The sequence below is a fragment of the Asticcacaulis sp. genome (assembly GCF_051954415.1).
Classification (GTDB): Bacteria; Pseudomonadota; Alphaproteobacteria; order Caulobacterales; family Caulobacteraceae; genus Asticcacaulis.
In genome coordinates this window covers 14,075-37,667 of the sequence record NZ_JBQCHT010000039.1, presented here as the reverse complement: position 1 = coordinate 37,667, position 23,593 = coordinate 14,075, and the positions used below count along the sequence as shown (strand labels likewise).

The following is a 23,593-nucleotide window of genomic DNA, read 5'->3' as shown; positions in this document are numbered from 1 at the left end:
ACTGCCAGCACCACCACTTCTTATACGCGAATTATGATTCCGGTTTTTACCTTCATTCGAAGAAGCGACTGTATTTACGTCAATTTTTGACGTCGTCTCTTCCATCTATAATGATATGCCCGAAACCTTTCTGGAGCGGGAACGCGCCGGTTGTTTCCTGTCACGCTTCCTCCAGGACATCCGATGGTTCCCTGGCGTCGTACCATCGGTGTGGTGCAGGGCGCGCCGGATGACAGGGCTTACAGATGGGCGAAAGCATTCTCAGAGTGGTTCTGGGCGACCAGTTGTCGATCCGGCTGGAAGTCATTACCGGTGCCGATCGCGCCCGTGATACCATCCTGATGGCGGAGGTGATGGCCGAGGCGACCTATGTTCGTCATCACGTCAAGAAGATCGCCTTTCTCTTTTCCGCCATGCGACATTATGCCGAAGCGCTGCGCCGCGCCGGCTTTCGCGTGCGCTATGTCAAACTGGAAGATTCTGAAAACAGCCAGAGCCTCGATGGTGAAATTCAGCGGGCCGTCGCCGAACTGTCTCCGGATCGCGTCATGATCACCGAACCGGGCGAATGGCGGCTGAGGGAAGGATTCGAGGCGCTCCGCCTGGCCCTACCGGTGCCGCTGGATATCCTGCCCGATACACGGTTCCTGTGCAGCCATGATCAGTTCAGCGAATGGGCCGGTGCGCGCGATGGGCTGCGCATGGAATATTTCTACCGCGAGATGCGTCGTCGGCACGGCATTTTGATGGAGACGGATGGCCGTCCCTGCGGGGGGCGTTGGAATTTTGACGCCGAGAACCGCAAGCCGCCGTCAAAAGAGCTTCGGGCACCGCCGCGCATCAGTTTTCGAAAGGATGCCCTGACGCTTGAGGTGCTTGATCTTGTACGCCGGCGGTTCCCCGATGGCTATGGCCGGCTTGAGCCCTTTCATTTCGCCGTAACGCGTCAGCAGGCCCGGCGCGAAATGGCCCATTTCATCACCCACATCCTGCCGGCCTTCGGCGATCACCAGGATGCCATGCTGAACGGGGAGCCGTATCTGAATCATTCCCTGCTGTCGGCCTATATCAATGCCGGGCTGTTGTATCCGCTTGAGGTCTGCCAGGCCTCTGAAGCCGCCTATCGTCGCGGACAGGCGCCCCTCAATGCCGCCGAGGGATTCATCCGGCAAATCCTGGGCTGGCGCGAATATATCCGAGGCGTCTATTGGCGCTTCATGCCGGATTACCTGACACGTAATGCTTTGAACGCGCACGCAGCGCTGCCCTGGTTCTACTGGTCGGGTGAAACGCGGATGGCCTGCCTGCGCGAGGCGCTGCGACATACCCATGACCACGCCTATTCGCATCATATCCAGCGCCTGATGCTGACCGGCAATTTCGCGCTTCTGGCGGGGATAGATCCCAAAGCCGTTCATGAATGGTATCTCGCGGTCTATGCCGATGCCTATGAATGGGTCGAGGCGCCCAATACACTGGGCATGGCCCTCCATGCCGACGGCGGCCTGCTGGCTTCGAAACCCTATGCAGCCAGCGGCAACTATATTCGCCGCATGAGCAATTTCTGTGACGGCTGCGCTTACGACCCCGCTGTGTCCGTGGGGGAGGCCGCCTGTCCGTTCAATGCGCTTTACTGGGACTTCATGGCCAGGCACCGCGAACGGTTCAGCCGAAATGCCCGAATGCCTTATGTCTACGCCACATGGGACCGTATGGGCGCTGAAAAACAGACCGCCCTGCGTGAACAGGCGCAGCGTCATATGGCGGCCATGCAGACGGGACGGCTGTAATGCCAGGACACTAAAGTCGGGCGGCTTGGGTAAATTTTACCGCGACCTCACAGATATGACCTGCTATGCCCTCGCCGAAGGGCCATCATATGCCCAAATCCATGTCCTAACCATTCCAAAACCTATGATCGATATCCGAAATGCTTCTGTCGTGCGCGGCAAACGTTATCTGCTCGATGGCCTGAGTCTGCGGTTGGAGGCTGGCCAGCATACCGCCATCCTGGGGCCGAACGGCTCGGGCAAATCCACGCTGGTCAAGCTGATCACGCGCCAGCTTTATCCGCTGGCTGGCGGCCACGTAGAGATTTTCGGTCAAACGCGCTGGAACGTCACCGAACTGCGCGGCCTGATCGGGATTGTGTCGTCTTCCATGCAACTCGATTTCGACGCCCATCCGCCGCTGGAGGTTTTCGACTGCGTCGTTTCGGGTTTCTTCGCGGCGCGTGGCCTGTGGAAGCAGCACGCCGTCAGCGACGAGATGCGGCTGCGCAGCCATGAGGCGCTCGTCCAGGCCGGCGCCGATCATTTGATCGGCCGGGACATGTCGACCCTTTCGACCGGTGAGGCCAGGCGCGTGCTGATCGCGCGGGCCCTGGTTCACAGGCCGAAAGCCCTGCTGCTCGATGAACCGTGCGCAGGACTTGATCCGGCGTCGCGGCGGATATTCCTGGAATCCCTGTGTCGGCTGGCCGCCAATACCACCCTGATCATGGTCACCCATCATATCGAGGAAATCCTGCCGGAGATCGGCCATATTGTCATGCTGCGCGATGGCAAGGTATTGCACGAGGGCGGCAAGCCCGAACTGCTCGACAGCGCGCACCTGACCGAGCTTTTCGGTATGCCGGTCGAGGTCATCGGGCGCGGCGACTGGTACAGCGCCGGCATCGCCTAGCCAGGCGCGTCTAGCCAATCTGGCCGCGCAGGTCGCCCTTATTATCAAGCATAACGGGGAAATCATTGGTGCGGATGGCAAAGCCCTCGCCGCCGCCCAGGCGGTTGAGTGATTGCCCTGGCTGTCCGGCATTGCCGCCATCGCCCCCCGGTGTGCCGCGCTGGCCGCCCCTGCCGCCGCCGCCGGGTGTGCCGTAATAGCCGCGATTGCCGGCCACGATGGTGCCGCCGTCGCCTTGCAGCGCGCTGCCGCCTTCACCGCCCTTGCCATTGGGGAAACCGCCGCCGCCGCCGGAGCCTATGCCATCCGCGCCCGCGCCGCCACCACCGCCGGCCTTGACCGAGCCGCCCTTGGCTATGGCAATGCCTATCGGCGCCTGAACATAGATGGCGTCACCACCACGGGTGCCGTCACGCATCAGGGGTGTGTCGCCGCCATCGCCGCCATTGCCGCCGCCGCCATAGACATTGCCGCGAATGAGCAGGACTAGCGACACGCCTTCCGGCCATTTGCCGGTATCGATGCCGGGGCCGCCGCCTTGTTTACCGAGGATATTGGTTTTGGCCGGCACGACGAACAGATAGTTGGCCGCGGAATGGCCATCATAGCCCTTCTGGTCCGCCAGGGCGCGCAGATTGGCGCTTTCAGTCACGGTGATGACGGTTTCCGGCGCTTCGGCGCTGATGGCGGTTGTGTCCGGAGCTGTTTGGGCATGAGCCGCGAACGGCGCGCATGACAGGAAGAGGGCGACGCGAACTAAGGGCTTCATGGAGACCTCCTGACAATATTTCGTATACGATATATTGTCGGGTCTGTCGGTGCAACCGGTATTATGACGCCATTCCGGCGCTTATGCCATCGCCGCGCGGGTAGAGGCGATAAAACCGCCGCCGAGCACGCGACCATCATCGGCGGGATCGTAGAGCACGCACGCCTGGCCGGGGGCCACGCCTTCTTCGGCGCCATCGAATTCGACTTCTATGCGGCCATCTTCGGCGACCAGGCGCGCCGGCACCGGCGGGCGGGTGGAGCGCACGCGCGCCAGCACCGGCTTTTGCACCTTAGCTGCCGCCAGCAGGTCGGCCTCTTCGCCCAGCCAGTTGGTTTCTTTCAGCGTCAGGGCGCGGGTCAGCAGGGCCTCGCGCGGACCGACAATGATCGCCTTTTCGTCCGGATCGATGCGGGTGACGAACAGGGGCTCACCGACGGCGATGTTCAGGCCGCGGCGCTGGCCGATGGTGTAGCCGGTGATGCCGTCATGCTTTCCCAGCACGCGGCCGTCGATATGGCGGATATCGCCCTTTTCGCGTCCTTGCGGACGGAGCTTGTCGATCAGCGTCGTGTACTTGCCTTCCGGCACGAAACAGATGTCCTGGCTGTCCGGCTTGTGAGCGATCTTGAGACCTAATTGCTGCGCAATATCGCGCACCTGCGGCTTGGGGATGCCAGCCAGCGGAAAGCGCAGAAAGTCGAGCTGTTCGCGCGTGGTGGCGAAGAGGAAATAGCTTTGGTCGCGCGAGGTATCGGCGGCGCGGCGCAATTGTGCGGCCCCATTAATATCGGCGCGTTCGACATAGTGGCCGGTGGCCATGGCCTCGGCGCCCAGATCGCGGGCGACATCGAGCAGGTCGTGGAACTTGACCGATTGATTGCAGCGGATGCACGGCACCGGGGTTTCGCCGCGCAGGTAGCTGTCGGCAAATTCCTCGATCACGGAGTCCCGAAACCGGCTTTCGTAATCGAGCACATAGTGCGGAATGCCGATCTTTTCGGCGGCCATGCGGGCGTCGTGGATATCCTGGCCGGCGCAGCAGGCGCCCGTCTTTTTCAGGGCTGCGCCGTGATCGTAAAGCTGGAGCGTGACGCCGATGACCTCATAGCCCGCCTGATGGAGCAGGGCGGCGACCACGGTTGAGTCGACCCCGCCGGACATGGCGGCGACCACGCGCGCGCCCTCCGGCAGGCCGACACTGACACGGGTGGCGGCGATGGCGGCATCGAGATCAGCCGATTGGATAAGGGGGATGGCGCAGACGGTCATGCGCCGCTAGATAAGGGAAAACCGAGTAAATTGCTAGGGTATGGGACTTACTTTTCCTCCCCTGTGAAACAGCAACTTCGTTGTGAGGGAGATGGCGAGCAAGGCCTTTAGGCCGCGTCGAGACGGAGGTGGCGTTCCAAATCAGTAAAGTGGCCCCCTCCGTCGCCGACTTCGCGGCGCCACCTCCCCCGCTTCGCAGGGGAGGAGAAGAGTTATTGCCGATAGCCCCAGGTGAACATCCAGCGATCGATACCGGTCAGCGAGGTCAGGTCCTTGCCCTTGTCGTATTCCAGGCCGAAGACATAGTGGCTCTGCGGCGTCGGGTAATAGGCGGCGCGCGAGATCAGGCGGTCGGCCGTGGCGCCCTGGTTGCTCAGATCCTGACGGCGATTATATTGCAGGTTGAAGCCGAAGCTGGGTTTGTCCGGTCCGCGATTGAGCCGGACATCCCACTGGGCGTCGAAACCGGCGCGGGCATATTGCGGCAGGTCGATGAGGGCCGCCTTGGCGCCGGGATCGCTGACATCGACATAGTCGCTGACGAGGGTCATGCTGGTGGTCTGGCAGATGACGCACTGAGCATTATTTCCGGCTGAACTCAGAGCCGGCAGGCTGGCGTCCAGCCAGGTCTTGACCGGCAGGGTGAGCGACGCCTCGAACCGGGTGAGGGCCGATTCCAGCCGGTCGTCGGTTTCATAGGCCGCGGTCAGGCCGCCGATATAGGCTTCCTTGCCGTCATTACGGGCGAAACGGAAATGGCCGCGCAGGCCGAGATCAAGATTATTGACCTCATTGGCGATATTGATGTTGGAAATGCGCTCATAGCTGGTGAAGGGGCGGATATCGCCGAAGCCCTTCGTGGCCACGGCCTGGTCCCCCCAGGTGACGATGGCCGGGGCGGCGATGGTGCCCTTGGCGGAAATGACCGGCGCGGCATCAGCGGCATTGTCGGTATAGGTCAGGCGGGCCGGATCGCGCTTGGTGTAGTCGTCCTTTTCGGTTTCGCTGACGGTCGAGGCGATGCGCCAGTGCGAGATGGCGGCGCGCAGGCCATTCTCAGCAGGCGCGTCTTCCGGTGGCGCGGCGGCAATAACGGCAGGCGGCAAGGGGGCTGCGGCCAGGCAGGTGAGGGCGTAGGTCGGGCGCGACAGGTCGAAGAAGGCGGCTATCCGCTCCGGGCGGCCGGCGGGTTCCGGACCTTCGCCGGTCCAGCTTAAGCGCAACTGGCTGTTTTCGCGGGCATCGAGCACGGCCGCCACAGCGGCGTTCAGTTTGGTGTAGCTGTTTTCGTCTGCGGGACAGGTGTCATCCGGACAGGCATTGGCCACGCGCTGGGCCAGGGGCGTTTGCGGGCCGCTGAAATCAGCGACATCGACCACAATCGGGTAGCGCGCCAGAAGCTGGGCGATGGCCTTTTGCCGGGGCAGTTGCCGGGCCTCGCCTTCGCCTTCGCAGGCGGCGGTATCGAAACCTGTAAGGGCATTTATATCCGGAACCGTTGCGGCCTCGGCGGAAATAAGCAGGCTGGCCAAAAGGCTGATCATGGGGCAAATGCCTCCCTGAAACGGGCCTTAACCAGTAAAGGCCCTTCATGGATGCGCGGCACGGGCCGCGCGGCTCCCCCGTCGTAACCGCTGCGGATGAACCGCAGATGACTAAAATAGCCGCCACTGCGCCAAGGTCTACCCCGAAAGCGCAATAAAAACAGGGTTATTCAGTAGCGGCATATTTTATCTTGAATCAATCAATATATCATGTAATCTTGATGTATGGATAAATTGCACGCGCTCTCTGCCTTTTCGGCGCTCGGCCAGGATACCCGGCTCGACGTGTTTCGCCTGCTGATCCAGGCGGGGCCGGAAGGGCGGCTGGCCGGCGAAATCGGCGAAGCGCTCGGTGTGCGGCAAAATACCATGTCGGCCAATCTGGCGATCCTGACCCAGGCCGGCCTGATCCGTCATTCGCGCGAAGGCCGGGCCATCCGTTACTTCGCCGATATGGAGGGCGTGAAAGGGCTGCTGGCCTTCCTGCTCGAAGATTGCTGCGGCGGCCGCAAGGAACTGTGCCAGCCACTTATCGATAAACTGGCCTGTATGTGCTGACCATGCCGGATTTGAAGCGCCGTCTGTTTGCCGAATTCATCGGCACCTGTCTTCTACTGGCCACGGTGGTCGGCTCCGGCATCATGGCGCAGCGTCTGGCGGGCGGCAATGACGCCATCGCCCTGCTGGGCAATACCCTGGCCACCGGCGCCATGCTGGTGGTGCTGATCACCATGCTGGGGCCAATATCCGGCGCGCATTTCAATCCGGCGGTCACCCTGATCATCGCCCTGCGGCGCGAAATAAAAACCGTACCGGCCATTGGCTATGTCGCCGTGCAGATCATCGGCGCCATTGCCGGGGTCTGGCTGGCGCACGTCATGTTCGGCGAGGCAATCGTACAGATATCGCAGAAGGTCCGCGCGGGCCCGGCACAGGCCCTGTCGGAAGGGGTAGCGACCTTCGGCCTGATCCTGACCATTTTCGCCACGCACCAGGCGCGCAAGGATTTCGTGCCGGTCGCCGTCGGGCTTTACATCACCGGCGCCTACTGGTTCACCGCCTCGACCTCGTTCGCCAATCCGGCGGTCACCCTGGCGCGCAGCTTTTCTGATACCTTCGCCGGTATCCGCCCGGCGGATGCCCCGGCTTTCATCATCGCCCAGATCGCCGGCGCCCTGCTGGCCCTGGCCGTCTGCACCTGGTTCCTGAAACCCACACACGAGATATCCGCATGACCCCGATCATTTTTCATAACCCCGACTGCGGCACCTCGCGCAATGTGCTGGCCGTGCTGGAAGCGGCGGGCTACCAGCCGGAGGTCGTCGAATATCTTAAAGTCGGCTGGACGCGCGAACTGTTGCTGACCCTGCTGACCGCCGCCGGCCTGACCCCGCGTCAGGCGCTGCGCGAAACGAAATCGCCGGCGAAAGAGATGGGTCTGCTGGAAGACGGCGTAAGCGACGAGCGGATATTTGCCGCCATACTGGAAACGTCGGTCCTGGTCAACCGGCCTTTCGTCGTTACCGATCGCGGCGTAAAGCTGTGCCGGCCATCCGAGATCGTGCTCGACCTGATCGACCGCTATCCGCCTGGCCCCTTCGCCAAGGAAGACGGGCAACTGATGATCGATGCCGAAGGCCAGCGCCTGATTTAAGGGCCTGATTTAAGGGCCTGATTTAAGCGCGTTATTTCAGCAGGTTGAGCAGGCTGGTCGAGTTGAGGTTGGCCAGCACCTGCGCCGACGCCTGGACCGCCACCTGCGCCTGCTGCAGGTTGGAATAGGCTTCGGCCATATCGACCGAGGTGCGCTTATCGACCAGTTGCGACAGCGAATCCGCCTGTCCCTGCAAGGAGGTCTGCGTGTTTTCTACGCGCTTCTGCATGGTGCCGTTGAGCGCGCCCTGTTGCAGCATGTCGTCATAGAGCTTGCCGAATTCCTGGGACTTGGTGGTCAGGAAGTCCTTCTGCGCGTCGGTCAACTGATCGCCGAAGGGGCCGGTCGCCGGGTCGTCATTATAGTCCTGCACCTCCTTGTAGAGGCTCATCAGCTTGCTGCCCAGTTCGGAGGCCAGCATACCGGTCTGGATGGTGGTGCCGGCATCGATCTGCGAACTTTTCTTGACCGTGCCGTTGGTGAAGACATCGTCGGACGAGGTGACGCCGGCCAGTTGTGACATGCTGGTGATCGAGACCGGCGCGGCATTGTCATTGCCGCCGTTAAAAAGATACTGGCCGTTGTGGCGGTAGTTCAGGCCGGAAAGCGCCGCCGAGAAACTGCCCTGCATGTCCAGCATCAGGGTGGTGCCGGTGCCATTGGCCAGCGAACTCATGATCGAATCCTTGGCCGACGAGACGGCGTCGCTCGTCGTGGTGATGGCCAGGTCCTGACTGTTCAGGCGGTCGGCCACGGTCTGGGTCACGTCGAGATAGGCATTGGTGCGCGACAGGGATGACTGATACGAGGCGATGATTTCCGAGGTGCGGCCATAACCGCCCAGGTCGGTGGCCACCTTCTGGGTGGCGACCTGGTCATTGGCGGTTTGCTGGCGGGTCTGGGCGCTCATGAGGTTATTGAGCGCGTTGGACCAGGATTCGGATGTCGAAATACGCATGTTCTTGGCCTTACATCATGTTCAGCAGGACGTCATACATGTCCTTGGCGGCCTGGACGAGGCGGCCGGCGGCGCTGTACGCCTGCTGGTACGTGGTGAGATGGATGAGTTCCTCATCGAGATTGACGCCTTCCTGGCTGGAACGGCGCGAGGTCGCCTCGTCGAGCAGGGAGGCATTGCTTTCCTTGGTGGTCTTGGCGGTGGCGGCCAGATTGCCGACCTGGCCCGCCAGATCGGATCCATAGCGCTCAAGGGTCGAGGTGCCGCCGGCGTTCAGGCCGGCCGCGTTGAAGGTGGTGGACTGGGTGCCGATGGCCGCCATGGCCAGGCCGCCAGACCCATCGCCGCCGGCCAGGGCGCTGACGCCGGTAGCGGCGTTCAGATTGACCTGGGCCAGGGAGAGATTGGCGACATTGTTTTCGATGCGCGTGGCGACAGTGAGATGGTTCGCCGCATTGCCGGCGCTGTCAGCCAGGCCGAAGAACTGGGTAAAGGAGGCGCCCGTGCCGTTGCGTGAGGTGGTGTCGCTGGTAACGCCGAGCGTATTGGCCGGATTGCCGAAGCCGGTAAAGGTGAGCTGGCCGTTGCCGTCGAGCGCGAAGGTGCCGTAACGACCGAGGCCGGTTGTGGTGTCATTCAGGCCGCCCGCACCGGTGACCAGGTCAGTCATGGTGGTGGCGCCGGCGGGGATGGCATACTGGACATTGGCGACGGTCGCGCCGGTAGCCGACTTGATGGCGAAGCTGATCGTATCGCCCGCCGTGAAGCCGTGAGCGCTGCTGCCGGTCAGGCCGGTCTTGAAATTGGTCGGGACGTCCGAGGTGACCAGGTCATTCAGGCCGAAGAACTGCGAAAAGCCCTGGCCTAGTTTGTTGGAAGGGACTGTGCTGGTGGCTGTATTCGCCGGGGAATCGACGACGGCCACGCCATCCGTTCCGCCGGAGGTCAGGCTCATCTTGCCGTTGGTAAAGTCGAGCGTCGCCGCCCCGCCCAGGCCGGCATTGATGTCGCTGACGAAGCTGGATGCCGAGAAGGTGCCCGCCACGCCATCCATCAGGTAGCTGCCGTTTCCGCTGCCGTCGGTATCGAAGGTCAGGGTCATCTTGTGGGTGATGTTGCCCGATGAATCGAGGGTGACGATATTGGTCTCGCCCTGGAAGCCGGTGATGGCTTCTTCCTCGGTCAGGCTGGTATTCTTGCCGGTGAGTGAGGTGGGCGCCGGCACGGCGCTGGAGGCGTTATGCGCGGCATTGAGCTGGTTGCTGAACTGGGTGACATACTCGTTGAGTTGGTCGTTGATCGCCACCGAGGTCTTGTCGCGGATGTCGAGCAGGCCCTTGATCTCGCCTGAAGCCAGACTGTCGGCGAAGTCGCGGGTTTCGTTATTGACGCCCGTAAGCGTAATCGGGCCGAAGCTGGTGGAGGCGTCGACGCTGGTGGCCGGCGTATAGGCCAGGGTGGCGGCACTGGCACCGGAGACCAGCACCGTGCCGGATTGCGTGCGCACGGTGACGCCGCCATTGGCTTCCTGAGTGACGCGGACATCGACCAGCTTTGACAACTGGTCGATATAGCTCATCTGCGTGGTCTGGGCGCCGGTGGTATCGGTGCCGGAAACGGCGGCGCCCGAAATCGAGCCGTTGAGATCGCGGATGCTGACCAGCAGGTCGTTGACCGAGGTAACGGCGCTGGCGATGCGGGTATCGGCGTCGCCGCGGATGGTCTGGATCTTGGTCGAAATCCGACCGGCTTCGGACAGGAAGCCCGACACATAGCTGATCGCTTCCTGGCGGCTGGCGCTTGAGGTCGGGTCTTCGCCGAGTTGCGCCATCGACGACAGGACGGAACTGGCCTGGCCGAACAGGTTGTTGGTGTCCGTGATATCGCCAAACTGCGCCTGCATCTGGTCAAGCAGTTCGTAGGACGTGTCGGACTGGGCGGAGATCGAGCTCGCCTTCAGGGTCGCCGCCTGCAGGAATTTATCGGCGGCCAGGGTGACCTGACCCGATTGCACGCCCATGCCGACGCCGGCGGTAACCACGCTGGTCTGATGCGAAACCTTGCGGATATAGCCCGGCGTGTTGAGATTGGCGATATTGTCGGAGACGACGTGCAGTTGGTCCTGCGCCGTCATCAGCCCCGAAACGCCGATGTTCATGATCGAACCTAGTGACATGCGGCGGCCTCCCGGCGGGCGTTTATAGGCAAACCCTGCACCTGACCCGGCAAAAATGACCGGGGGCTTTTACGGCTCAATTTTAAAAAACATTTTGTTTTCATAAACTTAGCATTTCGTTGGCAGCGAAGGGGGTGGTTGTCTGCGTTAACAGTTTCAAGTCCTGTGCCAGCGTGGCCTGTCGTCAAGGTACGCGCCCGCGCGGGGTCATCATATCGCGCGCCCGCGCGTGAGGGTGGCCGGGGAGGCGTCGGTCGTGTCGCCTGATGCAGGCCCGGCGCCCGGCGAAAAACGCCGCCGCTCTAGGCAAATTTGACCTCAGGCCCCGGCAAATGCCGCCGTTTCGAGCCGGCTTAAAGGATAATAGTTTTAGTTAAATCAGTTGGTTAATGACTGGCCCGGCGTTTGCAGGGGCTTTCCGGATCAGATGCGCAAAATGCGTTGACTTCGCCCCGACCGCCTGCCGCAAGACGCGACCGGCTGTTCCCGTTGTTTTCGCGGATACCCGAATGCCTGCGCTGTTCGATTTCCCTTTCCTGCCGATGGCGGCGTCCGGTGTGTCCACCGGCGGGGATACGGCTGCGCCGCAAACGGGCAGCGCGACGGGCCTTGCAGCCGCCACCGCCGCCGGTGATTTCGCCAGCCTCCTGGCGGCCCTGAAGGTGATGCCGGCCACGAATGCCGCAACACCCGCGCAACAAAACACCCTGCCGCAGGTGGCTACGCCATCCACCGTCAATCCCGCCGGTGTGCCCGTGGCGGTGACCGGCAATGTCCCGGCCCTGCCGGTTGCCGCGACCCTGTTGCAGGTACAGGTGCCTGTGGCGGAAGCCGTCCAGGCCACCACGCCGGCAGTTGCGGCGGCTGCCGGGCCTCAGGGCATGACACAAACGGTTCAGCCCCAAATTCCGGACACGGTTTTGGCCCCGGCTTTGGCTCAGGTTCCGGCCCCGGCTGTCAAGGCCGAAGCCGCGCCGGCCTTGCCCGACAACCAGCCAGCGATGACAAAGCCGTCAACGACAAAACCGATCCTGCGCGCTGAAGCACCGGCAATCGACGCGCCCGTTGCGGTGGTGACACAATCCGAGGCAACTCAAACCACAGCACCTCAGGCCGAGGTCGCTCAAGTGCAGGTGGCTCAGGCGGTCGTCGTGCCCCCGCAAACCGCCACCGTTCAGGCGCCGACGCCGATGGCCGCCGCGACACCTGTGCCGATCGAAGCGCCGGTCGTCACGGCACCGAGCGTAAAAGCGACAGAGGCGAAACCTGCCAAAACCCCGACGGCGGAAAGGGAAGACGCGGACACGGCGGCGGCTGAGCCTGCCGAAAAGCCCGCTGCCACGCCGGATATCGTCAGCGCCGCTGTCGTCGCGCCCGCCATGATCGCGCCGACCGTGCCGGTTGCGTCTCCGGCCACTCAGCCGGTTGTCGCGGCCAGCGATGGTAAGGCCAGCGATAAGGGGGCCACACCGGCACCCAAGGGACAAACTGCGCCAGTCGTCCCGCAATCGCCCGCCCCACAATCGTCCGCGCCGCAAAATCAGGCCGATGCCGCTGATGCCGACGCCACTGACAATAAAGCGGAGGCTGCCGCCCAGCCGAAATTTGCCGCTCTGATGACGGCGGCGCCGCAAACCGCCGTGCCCGCCGCAAAGGCGCCGGCACCGGCACCGGGGGCCATCGCCCCATCGGTAGGCGCTCCCGTCTCTGCGACCGCCAATCCGGCTGCGCCCACTGAAACGCCTGCCCCTGTAGCCGCAAATGACGCCGCACCGGCGCAGACGGCGCAAACGCGTTCTGCGCCGGTTCAGGCATCTCAGGCCCAGGCCGCCCAGGTTCAAAGTCAGGTCCAGGCGACACCTCGCAAGTCCGTCAGTGCGCCGCCCGAAAACAAACCTGAAAACGTCAGCGAGCCCGCCAGCCCGCCGCCCGCCGCCGCCGGACCGTCCGGCTTCTCACTGGTCAGCAACCCGCAGACGACGGAAACGACCGGCTACACCTCCGCCGCCACACCTCAGACGCCGGCCGCAAGCCTGATGTCGCAGACCGCCGTCGATAATCTCAATGCCCTGAGCGTGCAGATCAATCGCCGCCACGCCGAGGGCGCGACGAAATTCACCATGGAACTGCACCCGGCCGATCTCGGCAAGGTCGACGTGGCGCTGAGCATCGGCCACGACGGCAAGATGACGGCGCACATGACCTTCGATTCCGACGTCACCGCCGCCACCTTCAGCGCCCATGAAGCCGAGCTGCGCCAGCAACTGCGCGATACCGGCCTGCAACTCTCCGATGACGCCTTGAGCTTCTCGACGCGCCAGAAGACCGATGCGCTGGTCCAGGCCCAGGCGCATTCGGTCAATGCCGGTGCCCGCAGCGCTGATGATTCCGCTTCCGGTGGTTCCTCTTCCGGCGGTTCGCCGCAGCCGCAAAACACCTTCACACAGGCCGATAGCCAGCAGGGCCAGAACCGTCCGAACAGCCAGCACCTGGCCCAGATGGCGCGCACCCAGGCGGCGGCCGACCAGGCCGATGCCGAACTCGATGCCCTCAATGGCGCGGTCGATCTGGCCGCTGCCCGCCTGAACTACCGTCAATCCCCGTCGCGCCTCGCGCTCGATCTCAGCGTCTAGGAAACCCCCATGGTCACCAGCGTCGCCAACACCAATGCCGCCAGCAATCCCACCTCGAATACCGCGGCGGATTCCTCGAAGTTCAGCACCGACTACACCACCTTCCTCAACCTGCTGACCGCGCAGGTGAAGAACCAGGATCCCCTGTCGCCGATGGATACCACCGAGTGGACCAACCAGTTGGTGCAGTATTCCTCGGTCGAGCAGCAGATCAAGGCCAACGGCTATCTCGAAACCATCGCCAATGCCTCCGGCGCGTCGGGCTCCATGACCTCGGCGGTCAGCTATATCGGCAAGACCATCGGCAGCGACGAGCCGACGGCCACCCTCAGCGATGGCGGTTCGGCCACCTGGAACTATACGCTCGGGTCCACCGCCACGGCTGCCACCCTGACCATCAAGGATGCCGACGGCAAGACCGTCTGGTCCGATGCCGCCGATGACCTGACCGCCGGCACGCACAGCTTTGCCTGGGACGGCAAGGACAGTTCCGGCAATGCGGTGGGGGCCGGCAAGTACACGCTCAGCATCTCCGCGGCTGATGCCGACGGCGCCATCGATGCCTCGACCGGCCTGACCGGCATCGTCACCTCCGCCCAGACAGAGAACGGCAGCACCGTCCTCAAGATCGGCAATTCATCCGTTTCGCTCGACAGCATCACCAGCGTTTCCTGATTTTAACCCTGCTTCACACCGTTTTCCGGGAGTTCCACACATGAGTATCAACAGCGCCATGCAATCCGGGGTTACCGCCCTTGCCGCGAACGCCACGGCCCTTGCCACCATCTCGAACAACATCGCCAACTCGAACACGACCGGTTACAAGCGCGTCACCACGAGCTTTACCGACCTGGTCAGCGGCACCAGCAACAAGCACTCCTACACGTCGGGCGGCGTGGTCTCGGTAAATCGCCAGACCAACACCACCCAGGGTGAACTGAACAGCGACACCTCCGGCTACAGCCTGGGCGTCAACGGCCAGGGCTTCTTTGTCGTTTCCGATCAGGCCGGCACGGTGAGTTCCTCCAGTTCCCTGCTGTTTACGCGCGACGGTACCTTCTCGACCGATACGGAGGGCAATCTGGTCAATTCCGGCGGCTTCTACCTGCAGGGCTGGCCGGCTGATTCCACCGGCACCATCACCACCTCGGCCACCGATGCCAACCTGCTGGCGCCGATCAATGTCAGCGACCTGGCCAACAAGCCGGCCGCCACGACGAACGTCAACTTTACCGCCAACCTGAATTCGAAGACCACGGTGTCGACGGCGGTCAATCCCGATCCCAACGATTCCACAACCTTCGGCACCGGCACCTATGCCGACGCCATCACCAACAATACGCTTGATGCCACCACGGCGATGTCGACCTACAGTTCGACCTCGAATACCGGCACCAAGCCGGATGCCACCATCTCGGCCAGCATCTCGGATTCGCTGGGCCAGGAGCATACGATCACCATCTCCCTGCTGAAGGGGAATATCGATTCCACGACCGGCAAGACACAATGGTACTATGAAGTCTCGTCCCCTGATGTCACCAGCTCGGTCGGCGGCGCGGACAACGGCCTGCACCAGATCGACATCGGATCACTCTATTTCGATGCCAATGGCGCCCTGTCCACCGATCCGGCGGATTATGGCGGCACCCTGCCGGCCATCCTGAACGGCGGCTTTGCCATTGGCGCCTCGGCGGATGCCGCTGCCCCGCCAGCGGATGGCGCCTACTGGAATTCCAATGTGGGGGCCGCCGGGCAGTCTATCGACATGGGCTTCGGCACGTCGGGGCTCAGCACCATTACCCAGGTCGCCAGCGACACCACCACCAAGTCGATCACGGCCGACGGCACGGAATTCGGTTCGCTGTCCAATGTCGAGATCGGCAAGGACGGCCTGGTGACGGCCATCTATAACAACGGCCACACCAAGACCCTGGCTCAGATCGCCCTGGCCACCTTCCTCAATCCCAACGGCCTGACAGGGGTCAGCGGCAATGCCTACAAGGTCTCGACCGACTCCGGCGCCTATTCGCTGAAGGTGCCGAGCACCAATGGCGCCGGCACCATCGACGCCGATACCCTGGAAGCCTCGACCGTCGATATTGCCCAGGAGTTCACCGGCCTGATCACGACCCAGCGCGCCTATTCGGCTGCCTCGAAGATTGTCACCACGGCCGATGACATGCTTCAGGAACTGCTGAGCATCAAGCGCTAACTGAATTGAGAAAGAGTGGTTATTGAAGTTTTAATCACTCTTTTTCAATCTATACTTACATGTATGAAAATAATTAATACGCGTTAATCTTGAAGTGATGCCTTAACACATAATAAACAGAGTATTAACGATACCTTGCCGCAAATTTTACGCTAAATTTACCATGGCAATTAAGCGGATATTTAAGGAGGTCGTATAGGATGCTCTTATGTGATGGTAACAAAGGCAAAACGCCATGCTTCAAGAGCAACGCCGCGATAACAAAGGCGAAAAATACGTGATTGGTCCTACCGGGGCAAAACTGACGCTCAACGACCTGCCGCCCGCCGGCACGGAACGCTGGGTGATCCGCCGCAAGGCGGAGGTGGTGGCAGCCGTGCGCGGCGGTCTCCTGACCTTCGACGAGGCGTGCGAGCGCTACAACATTACCTCGGAAGAGTTCCTGGGCTGGCAAAAGGCCATCGAGACCCACGGCATGGCCGGCCTGCGCACCACGCGCATCCAGAGCTACCGCTAACTCTTGCGGGTATACGAGATTTGACAGCCACACCCGGCGACGGGTGTGGCTGTTGTCGTTTGCGTCACCTCTGCTTCAGCAGGACTTCGGCGATCTGCACGGCATTGAGCGCGGCGCCCTTGCGCAGGTTGTCGCCGGCCACGAACAGCACCAGGCCGTTATCGGCCGACGGATCGCGGCGGATGCGGCCGACCTGCACCGGATCGCGCCCAGTTACGGCCAGCGGGTTCGGCACATCGGCGATTTCCACGCCCGGCGCATCGCGCAGCAATTCCAGCGCCGCTTCGGGGGAGAGGGGGCGCTCGAACTCGACGTTTATTGACAGAGAATGACCGGTAAACACCGGCACGCGCACGCAGGTGGCGGCCACCTTGAGGTCGGGCAGGCCCAGGATCTTGCGGCTTTCGTCGCGCAGTTTCAGTTCTTCCTCGGTATAGCCGTCCTCGCCGAGAACATAGTTGAGCGGCACAACGTTGAAGCCAATCGGCACGGCCCACTTGCAGATCTCGCCCATATCGACCGCCGAGCCATGATGGGCCAGTTTTTCGATATCCTTTCCGGCGGTCAAAATCTGATCGCGCAGGATTTCGATGCCCTCGATGCCGCCGCCGGAGACGGCCTGATAGGTGCTGGCGACGAGGCGCTTCAACCCGGCGGCGTCATGCAGGGGCTTCAGTACCGGCATGGCAGCCATAGTGGTGCAGTTGGGGTTGGCGACGATGCCCTTCGGGATATGGCGCAGGGCTTCGGGATTGACTTCGGAGACGACCAACGGCACGTCGGGATCGCTGCGCCAGGCCGAGGAATTGTCGATGACGATGGCGCCGGCCGCGGCCACCTTCGGCGCCAAAGCCTTTGAGGTCGAGCCGCCCGCCGAGAAGAAGACGATATCGAGCCCGCTAAAGTCTGCCGTGGCGGCGTCCTCGATGACGATCTCCTGGCCCCTGAACGCCACGCGCTTACCGGCGGAACGCGCCGAGGCAAACAGGCGCAAGCTGGCGAGGGGGAAATTGCGCTCGGCCAAGAGGGCCAGCATCATGCTGCCGACCAGGCCGCTGGCGCCGACAATACCAATATTAGGTTGGGAATTCATAAGTCACGTTTCCTTGAAAAATAAGGCGGAAACGCGAGGTTTTGGTATGTGGAATACAAACCGCCCCGCGCTTTCGCGGGGCTTTGTCCGGTGTCTGCTGTTAAACCGCCAGCACGACAGGACCGCCCCGCATACGGGTCGGTGTCATTGTCGGTTTTGTGGTGGACATCATGGACATGGCGGCGCTTATAGAGGCAAAAACCGGACGCGTAAAGACGCTTGTCGTTCGGCAGGAAAGGCTGGTTTTTGTAATGCAATTGCAATACAATGGTGATCAATCATAAAGGCAAACCCATGGCGTCTGTACCTGTCCAAACCCGCATTGAGGCATCTGTAAAAGAACGTGCCGGGATCGTTCTCGGCAATATGGGGCTGACCGTTTCCGACGCGATTCGTATCCTGTTGACGCGGATCGCCAATGAAGGCGCCTTACCGGCCGGGCTGACGGTTGATGAAGCCGCACATGATCTGTGGTTTCGTGCCAAGGTGCAGGAGGCCCTTGAGGACTCACGTCCCGCCATACCTGATGAAGACGTGAAGGCGCATTTTGCTGCTCGTCGCGCAAAAGCCCTCAGGAAAGCCGAAGGCCAGGCGTGAAGCTTGAATGGTCTGTCTTCGCCCTGGCCGATCGTGATGGCATTTTTAACTTTATCGAAGCCGATAGTCCGCGTTCGGCAATAAACGTGGATAGCGCCATTGAAGCTCAGGCTGAACGGCTGATTGATTTCCCCGAAAGCGGCCGCCCGGGGCGCATAATGGGGACCAGGGAAGTTGTCGTGGCGCAATTGCCCTATGTGATCGCCTATCGTGTTACATCTGATAAGGTGCGCATACTGCGCGTGCTTCACGGTGCGCAGCAATGGCCGGATAGTTTGCCGCAATAGGGACTAAGCGGGCGCCATGTCTAAGCCTTCGCCTTTCGCGTCAGCGGTTTCAGCCAGTTGCGAACCGGTTCGTCGTAGAACTTCACCGCCAGCCAGGCGAAGGTCACAACGATCACAAAGGCGGCCGCACCAGCGATATGCGCGGTTTGCAGGTCCGGCTTGGTGAAGGTGACGAAGTTCATATAGATCAGCAGGAAAGGGTAGTGCAGGATATAGATCGGGTAGGAAATGCGCCCGGCGAACTTGCACAGCGCCATTTCCAGTGCGGGGATCTGCGAATGGGCGCCGCAGAGGATCAGCAGCGGAAAGACCACGATCACCATAGAGACTTCGTAGAGGCCGTTGGCGTGTTGGCCCAAAAGAGGCAAGTCTTTCGGCATCAGCGGTATGGCGAAGACGGCCACCAGTACGATCGTCGCGGCGATCCAGCCGAGACGTAATTTCGGGAAACGGTCACGGACACGATAGAGCCACAGGCCCATCATGAAGGAAAAGGCCATGCGCGCCGTGCCCTGCCACAGGGTCTCCCAGTACGAGCCGAGGTCGAGCGTATTCTTGTCCCAGGCGCACCAGGCCAGCAGCGCGCCGGCCAGAACGACGAGGAGGCCCAGTGTTTTCGTGCCCAGCCGGCGCAACACCAGGGCATAGGCCAGGTTGCCGATATATTCCTGCAGCAGTGACCAGGCGGGGCTGTTCAAGCTGTGGGTATCCGTCCAGCGGTTGGGCAGGGGGGCGTGCGGCAGCATCAGGCAGATCAGGGCGAAATCGACCAGCACGGTGGCCAGCGGAATGGCCTTCTGGTTGGTGGCGAAGGGATCGAAAATGAAGCTCAACAGGCCGAGCACCGCTCCCAGCAGCACCAGTGGATGCAGGCGCACCAGCCGGATCAGGATGAACTGCCCGGTCGACATGGTCTTCCAGCGGTCATCATAGGCGTAGGCGACAACGAAGCCGGACAGCACAAAGAAGAAGTCGACGGCAAGCGCGGCATGGTGCAGCAATTGGCCGGTATCGGCCCAGGAAACGGTCATGCCCATGATATGAAACAGCACGACCAGAACGGCGGCGCTGCCGCGCAGGCCATCCAGCACCTCATAGTGCGCTTTACCGGTGACGGTGGTGTCGGGCGTGGTGATCATCTGTCCTCACTGTTTATTAGCGCCAGCCAGCGCCTGTTTTGCCGGTATCATCGAAAAATCTGCCGTCAGTTGTCAATTTCAATGGCGATTTTGAAAGCGCTTTCAGACGGTCGGGCTTTTCGCGCGGCTCTAAAATCATTTTAATTCAATCGATTATTGTAAGTTTCCGTTGCATTTTGTGACAAATTGATCACGGCGGTTGCGTGGCCCCCGATTATCGGCTTTGCTGGCCGCCATGTCGGATCGGAAGACCATTCAGGATGTCGCCCGCATGGCCGGGGTCAGCGAGGCCACCGTGTCGCGGGTGCTGAACAACAGCGCCGGGGTCTCCGCGGCCAAGCGCGACCGCGTACTGGCCGCCGCCAAGACCCTCCGCTTCCGGCCCAATGCCCAGGCGCGGCTGCTGGCCGGCGGGCGGCCGAACACGGTCCTTCTGGTCCACCCGATGGTCGAGTCGCCGCTGACCTGGTATTTTCACCTGCTGGAGACCGGCATTCTGCGTGGCTGCGCGCGGCATGGCTTCCAGCTTCAGCCCCACTTCGTTCTGCCGGATTCGCCGCGCCGGGATATCCGGATACTGAAGCCGATCACCGATAAGGCGTGTGTCGGCGTCATATTGGCGGCGCCGTTTTCGGATGATGCGGATCTGATCGCCGCCGTTCAGGCCCGCCATATGCCCTTTGTGCTGGTGGCCTCCGGCGGCGCGACGCGTGGCCTGGCGCCCGGCATCGGCATGGATGACGAACGCGCCGGTTACGAACTGGCCATGCACCTGCTGCAGCAGGGCCACCGGCGTTTCGGTTTCTCGCTGGGCCTGCCGGATCACCTGTCGGCGCAGGAACGCTTTGCCGGCGCTCGTCGCGCTATGGCCGAACAAGGGCTTGGTGGTCATATTGTCGAGGCGCCGGGCGGGTTGAACTTTGATGGCGGCTATCACGCTTTCCGGCGGATCAGGGAAAGCGGTTTCCGTCCCACGGCGCTGATCTGCGCCAATGACGAATCCGCCGCCGGCGCCATCCATGCCGCGCACGAACAGTCCTTGCGCCTGCCGGCCGATCTTTCCATCGCCGCCTTCGATGACGCCCCCTTCGCGCCGCTTCTGTCGCCACCCCTGACCACCATGTCGCAGGGCATAGATGTCATGGCGGCGCGCGCCGTCGATATCCTGGCCGATGCCATCAAGGGCGTGAACCGGCCCTATGAAATGACTCGTCCGCGCCTGGTCATCCGCCAATCGACGGCGCCGGTCTAGGCCCGTACCCGCAGTGTCTCGATATCGCGGGCCGGCGGACAACCATAGAGCCGGCTGTATTCGCGGCTGAACTGCGACGGGCTTAAATACCCGACGCGATGGCCCGCCGTGCCGGCATCGCAAGCCTCCACCAGCATCAGCCGCCGCGCCTCATGCAGGCGCAATTGCTTCTGGTATTGCACCGGTGTCAGGGCCGTCACCGCCTTGAAATGGTGGTGCAGCGACGAAACACTCATGCCGCAGTCACCGGCCAGGTCTTCGATGCGCAGGGGGCGGGCATAGTGCTCGCGCAGCCAGGCAACGGCACGGGCGATCCGGTTGCCCGGCGTATCGGCGCGGGCGATATTGAGCAGGCGCGGGCCATCCGGACCGGTCAGCAGGCGGTAGAGGATTTCCTGCTCGATCAGCGGCGCCATGGCCGGAATATCCGCGGGCGTATCGAGCAGGCGCAACAGGCGAATGACGGCATCCAGCAGTTCCGGCGCCGCCTGATTGACCCCGACACCGCGCATCGGCGCGGTGGTGAAGGCCGGATGCGGCACCGGAAGCCGGGCGATCACCTCGCGCAGGCGGCCGGCATTGATCAGCATCCCCATGCCGAGCTGCGGCACCTCCGGGCTGGCCTCGGTGACGCAGGAAATCACCGGCAGGTCGAGCGAGATCACGATGCACGAGCCCACACCGTAATGGTGGGTTTCCGACCCGACGGTCACGCTCTTGGCGCCTTGCGCCACCAGGGCAAAGCAGGCGTGCTGGCCTTTGTGAAACGGTTCGGTGGGCGCGGAACGGCGGCCGATGAACAGGCCGTCGATCGGCGTGCCGATATCGCCGTCTTCCGTGGCGTAACGGGCAATGAGCGCGGCAAGCTCACGATAGGGCGTAAAGGGCAGACTCATGACGAAACCGTTTGCTGTGTGGAAAATGACCATAGCAGAGCCGCGCCCGCAGGGAATGGTGAATGCGCGCCTTTTGCAGGATCGTGCATAAGGCTTGCAGGATCGCTATACCGCTGCCGCCCCTGACCGGTGCATGTTAGGCCATCAGCAAACATCGGACATACGACATGGCTTCCCTAACCGCCTGCGGCGCGGCCGCCCGCCCTCACGTCTTCCAGTCGCTCCTGCGCCACCGCCAGACCGGGGCCGGCAAGTGCGTCGCCATCTATGGCACGGATGGCCTGGCCCACATGGCCATCCGCATCGCCCGCGCTACCGGCGCCGAGGTCAGCGTACTGGCGCCGGTCATATCTGCCACCGATCGTTTGTGGATGGGAGCCGATCACTATTTCGCCACGCTTGATCCGGTGACGCATCGCGCGCTCGAAGGCGCGTTCGACCTGATTGTCTGCACCACGCCCGATGCCGATATCAAGGCTTGCCTCGGCCTGCTGAAATGCGACGGCGCGCTGCTGATGCTGGAGGCGCAGGCATCTCCGGACCTGATCCGCAACGCATTGACCTTCTGCGGCCTGTCGGATGTGATGACTGCGGAGCGCCTGTGATGAGTGAAGCCATTGAGATCGTTAACTCGTGAAATATCAGGAGCTGGAGAGTTTTTAAATTTAACATTACAATATGAAAAACATCTCTGAGTGTCAGACCCCAGAGGGGCTTGACTTGTAGTGATGCGGCCACCAATTGAGCAATTGGTTGTGGCAATTAAGGGGGGGCGGATGACCTTTCAAACAAATACGGAATTGGTCGGATTTCCTGCTATATCTCAGAAACTGAAAATCACGTTTCCTGAAAAACAGACCTTGGGTTCTGGTTTTATCGTCGGCTATAAAGACCGCGAATGGTTGGTTACTTGTTGGCATAATCTTGGCCCCTTACAGGCCGGCTCAACGTTAGACCTGACTGGTGAAATGACAGCGGAATCGATTGCCTTTGTAAATCCTGCAACGATCAATCTGGATCTAAAAAATAGAGCAATAATTGGGGTGCGCAAAGGTCGCATTCATGCGGACATTGCGGCGATCGAACTTCATGCAGGTGAGCGCCCGGACATGCCTTGGTTCCAAGCGCAAATGGATATGGATTTAAAGGGATTTGCTTTTCCTACTCACATGAGTATCGGCGGATATGACACCACCGAAACCGTGAATGTACCAATCCTGACCCACTACGCGTGGCAAGGATTTCCGGGCACTGACCTAAATGCAACTCCACGGACGTTTAGAGCAGCAGATTTTCCTAACTCGCGCGCCCGTCATTCATGGATGCTGAAATATACACCCAGCGCTTACGGAGGCGCTTCTGGTTGCCCGGTGTTCAAACTGGAAGGCGAGGTAATGGCCTTGGTGGGTGTTCAAGTACACAAATATAGTCAACATCTGGAATTTGATGGGATACGTAACAGTACCGGCAAGCCTGTGAAGGCTTTTGCGGACATGGAGTGGGGCGGCGCTGTTCCAATTGAATACATATATAGGGGCATAGATCATTGGCTTGAAACGGGAGACATGATTGTAAGCCTTTAGTGAAGTGAGGCGCTGTATTAATTTGCACGGGAATAAATTTATGCTGGGTATTCCGCCGTTCACTGCGCCTGCCGGTTTTATCGAAAGTGCGCTTACATTCTGTGGACTGACGACGGCGTAACAGGATTATGAAAATACCGTTTCTCCAATAACGTGAATTTGAACGGCCGCCACTCGCGCCTTGCCTGTGCCCGTGTTAAAAAGTTAATTCGGTTTTGAAAAGCAAATTGCCTTGCGGAATAAGCCTTTTCACGCATACGGCTGATTAAATTCATAAAATCCCCATCAAAAATTAATGCCTAATTAACCCCGCACTGGGAAATTAT

The 23,593-nt window shown here is 61.5% G+C and carries 22 protein-coding genes; 14 read left to right on the top strand and 8 right to left on the bottom strand.

What is annotated here, in order from left to right; genetic code table 11:
• The first annotated feature begins 245 nt into the window (after nt 1–245).
• On the top strand, nt 246–1,790 hold the full coding sequence (locus ACTHND_RS14970) for a cryptochrome/photolyase family protein (RefSeq protein WP_440178760.1): 1,545 nt from the start codon (nt 246–248) through the stop codon (nt 1,788–1,790).
• Nucleotides 1,791–1,941: 151 nt separating this feature from the next.
• A complete protein-coding gene (locus ACTHND_RS14965; RefSeq protein ID WP_440178759.1) occupies nt 1,942–2,685 on the top strand; it encodes an ABC transporter ATP-binding protein in 744 nt (247 codons plus the stop codon).
• Nucleotides 2,686–2,695: 10 nt separating this feature from the next.
• Here ACTHND_RS14965 and ACTHND_RS14960 read toward each other — a convergent pair whose 3' ends face one another.
• The 3 genes from ACTHND_RS14960 to ACTHND_RS14950 all read right to left on the bottom strand — a co-directional run bounded on the left by ACTHND_RS14960 (nt 2,696) and on the right by ACTHND_RS14950 (nt 6,270).
• A complete protein-coding gene (locus ACTHND_RS14960; protein WP_440178758.1) occupies nt 2,696–3,454 on the bottom strand; it encodes a hypothetical protein in 759 nt (252 codons plus the stop codon).
• Between the two features lie 81 nt (nt 3,455–3,535).
• Nucleotides 3,536–4,726 (bottom strand): tRNA 2-thiouridine(34) synthase MnmA, encoded by a 1,191-nt coding sequence (gene mnmA / locus ACTHND_RS14955; protein WP_440178757.1) that lies wholly within the window; start codon nt 4,724–4,726, stop codon nt 3,536–3,538.
• Nucleotides 4,727–4,938: 212 nt separating this feature from the next.
• Nucleotides 4,939–6,270 (bottom strand): hypothetical protein, encoded by a 1,332-nt coding sequence (locus ACTHND_RS14950; protein WP_440178756.1) that lies wholly within the window; start codon nt 6,268–6,270, stop codon nt 4,939–4,941.
• Nucleotides 6,271–6,495: 225 nt separating this feature from the next.
• Here ACTHND_RS14950 and ACTHND_RS14945 point away from each other — a divergent pair, with 225 nt between their 5' ends.
• From ACTHND_RS14945 to ACTHND_RS14935, 3 genes are read left to right on the top strand one after another with little or no spacing between them, the layout of a single operon-like run.
• Complete coding sequence (locus tag ACTHND_RS14945; RefSeq protein WP_440178755.1) at nt 6,496–6,828, top strand: ArsR/SmtB family transcription factor; 333 nt, start codon at nt 6,496–6,498, stop codon at nt 6,826–6,828.
• Nucleotides 6,829–6,830: 2 nt separating this feature from the next.
• Nucleotides 6,831–7,505 carry an MIP/aquaporin family protein gene (locus tag ACTHND_RS14940; RefSeq protein ID WP_440178754.1) on the top strand — a complete coding sequence of 225 codons (675 nt, stop codon included), beginning with the start codon at nt 6,831–6,833 and terminating at the stop codon, nt 7,503–7,505.
• Nucleotides 7,502–7,924, top strand: a complete 423-nt coding sequence (locus ACTHND_RS14935; protein ID WP_440178753.1) for an arsenate reductase family protein — start codon at nt 7,502–7,504, stop codon at nt 7,922–7,924. The genes ACTHND_RS14940 and ACTHND_RS14935 overlap by 4 nt, the downstream gene beginning before the upstream one ends.
• Before the next feature lie 31 nt (nt 7,925–7,955).
• On the opposite strand, the gene ACTHND_RS14930 is transcribed toward ACTHND_RS14935, so the two are convergent.
• On the bottom strand, nt 7,956–8,882 hold the full coding sequence (locus ACTHND_RS14930; protein ID WP_440178752.1) for a flagellin: 927 nt from the start codon (nt 8,880–8,882) through the stop codon (nt 7,956–7,958).
• Between the two features lie 10 nt (nt 8,883–8,892).
• Nucleotides 8,893–11,058 (bottom strand): flagellar hook-associated protein FlgK, encoded by a 2,166-nt coding sequence (gene flgK, locus ACTHND_RS14925; RefSeq protein WP_440178751.1) that lies wholly within the window; start codon nt 11,056–11,058, stop codon nt 8,893–8,895.
• Between the two features lie 509 nt (nt 11,059–11,567).
• Between flgK and ACTHND_RS14920 the strand changes: the two genes are divergently transcribed.
• The 4 genes from ACTHND_RS14920 to sciP all read left to right on the top strand — a co-directional run bounded on the left by ACTHND_RS14920 (nt 11,568) and on the right by sciP (nt 16,420).
• Nucleotides 11,568–13,691, top strand: coding sequence for a flagellar hook-length control protein FliK (locus ACTHND_RS14920; RefSeq protein WP_440178750.1), 2,124 nt, complete (start codon nt 11,568–11,570; stop codon nt 13,689–13,691).
• Nucleotides 13,692–13,700: 9 nt separating this feature from the next.
• The gene (locus tag ACTHND_RS14915) at nt 13,701–14,366 is read left to right on the top strand and encodes a flagellar hook assembly protein FlgD (protein WP_440178749.1); all 666 of its coding nucleotides are present in this window, start codon (nt 13,701–13,703) and stop codon (nt 14,364–14,366) included.
• Nucleotides 14,367–14,406: 40 nt separating this feature from the next.
• Nucleotides 14,407–15,903 (top strand): flagellar hook protein FlgE, encoded by a 1,497-nt coding sequence (locus ACTHND_RS14910; protein WP_440178747.1) that lies wholly within the window; start codon nt 14,407–14,409, stop codon nt 15,901–15,903.
• A 235-nt stretch (nt 15,904–16,138) separates the two neighbouring features.
• Nucleotides 16,139–16,420 (top strand): CtrA inhibitor SciP, encoded by a 282-nt coding sequence (sciP, locus tag ACTHND_RS14905; RefSeq protein WP_090646652.1) that lies wholly within the window; start codon nt 16,139–16,141, stop codon nt 16,418–16,420.
• A 64-nt stretch (nt 16,421–16,484) separates the two neighbouring features.
• On the opposite strand, the gene ACTHND_RS14900 is transcribed toward sciP, so the two are convergent.
• On the bottom strand, nt 16,485–17,513 hold the full coding sequence (locus ACTHND_RS14900; protein ID WP_440178745.1) for an aspartate-semialdehyde dehydrogenase: 1,029 nt from the start codon (nt 17,511–17,513) through the stop codon (nt 16,485–16,487).
• A gap of 294 nt (nt 17,514–17,807) precedes the next feature.
• Here ACTHND_RS14900 and ACTHND_RS14895 point away from each other — a divergent pair, with 294 nt between their 5' ends.
• Together ACTHND_RS14895 and ACTHND_RS14890 are read left to right on the top strand one after the other, a co-directional pair.
• Nucleotides 17,808–18,110, top strand: coding sequence for a type II toxin-antitoxin system RelB/DinJ family antitoxin (locus ACTHND_RS14895; RefSeq protein WP_440178744.1), 303 nt, complete (start codon nt 17,808–17,810; stop codon nt 18,108–18,110).
• The gene (locus tag ACTHND_RS14890; protein WP_440178743.1) at nt 18,107–18,397 is read left to right on the top strand and encodes a type II toxin-antitoxin system RelE/ParE family toxin; all 291 of its coding nucleotides are present in this window, start codon (nt 18,107–18,109) and stop codon (nt 18,395–18,397) included. The genes ACTHND_RS14895 and ACTHND_RS14890 overlap by 4 nt, the downstream gene beginning before the upstream one ends.
• Before the next feature lie 20 nt (nt 18,398–18,417).
• On the opposite strand, the gene ACTHND_RS14885 is transcribed toward ACTHND_RS14890, so the two are convergent.
• Entirely contained in the window at nt 18,418–19,536 is a 1,119-nt protein-coding gene (locus ACTHND_RS14885) for an acyltransferase family protein (RefSeq protein WP_440178742.1), read from the bottom strand.
• Nucleotides 19,537–19,771: 235 nt separating this feature from the next.
• Between ACTHND_RS14885 and ACTHND_RS14880 the strand changes: the two genes are divergently transcribed.
• Nucleotides 19,772–20,788 (top strand): LacI family DNA-binding transcriptional regulator, encoded by a 1,017-nt coding sequence (locus ACTHND_RS14880; RefSeq protein WP_440178741.1) that lies wholly within the window; start codon nt 19,772–19,774, stop codon nt 20,786–20,788.
• On the opposite strand, the gene ACTHND_RS14875 is transcribed toward ACTHND_RS14880, so the two are convergent.
• Nucleotides 20,785–21,684 carry an AraC family transcriptional regulator gene (locus tag ACTHND_RS14875; RefSeq protein WP_440178740.1) on the bottom strand — a complete coding sequence of 300 codons (900 nt, stop codon included), beginning with the start codon at nt 21,682–21,684 and terminating at the stop codon, nt 20,785–20,787. The two genes, ACTHND_RS14880 and ACTHND_RS14875, sit on opposite strands and share 4 nt — an antisense overlap.
• A 167-nt stretch (nt 21,685–21,851) precedes the next feature.
• Here ACTHND_RS14875 and ACTHND_RS14870 point away from each other — a divergent pair, with 167 nt between their 5' ends.
• Together ACTHND_RS14870 and ACTHND_RS14865 are read left to right on the top strand one after the other, a co-directional pair.
• Entirely contained in the window at nt 21,852–22,289 is a 438-nt protein-coding gene (locus ACTHND_RS14870; protein ID WP_440178739.1) for a hypothetical protein, read from the top strand.
• A 171-nt stretch (nt 22,290–22,460) separates the two neighbouring features.
• A complete protein-coding gene (locus tag ACTHND_RS14865) occupies nt 22,461–23,267 on the top strand; it encodes a hypothetical protein (RefSeq protein WP_440178738.1) in 807 nt (268 codons plus the stop codon).
• The last annotated feature ends 326 nt before the right edge of the window (nt 23,268–23,593 follow it).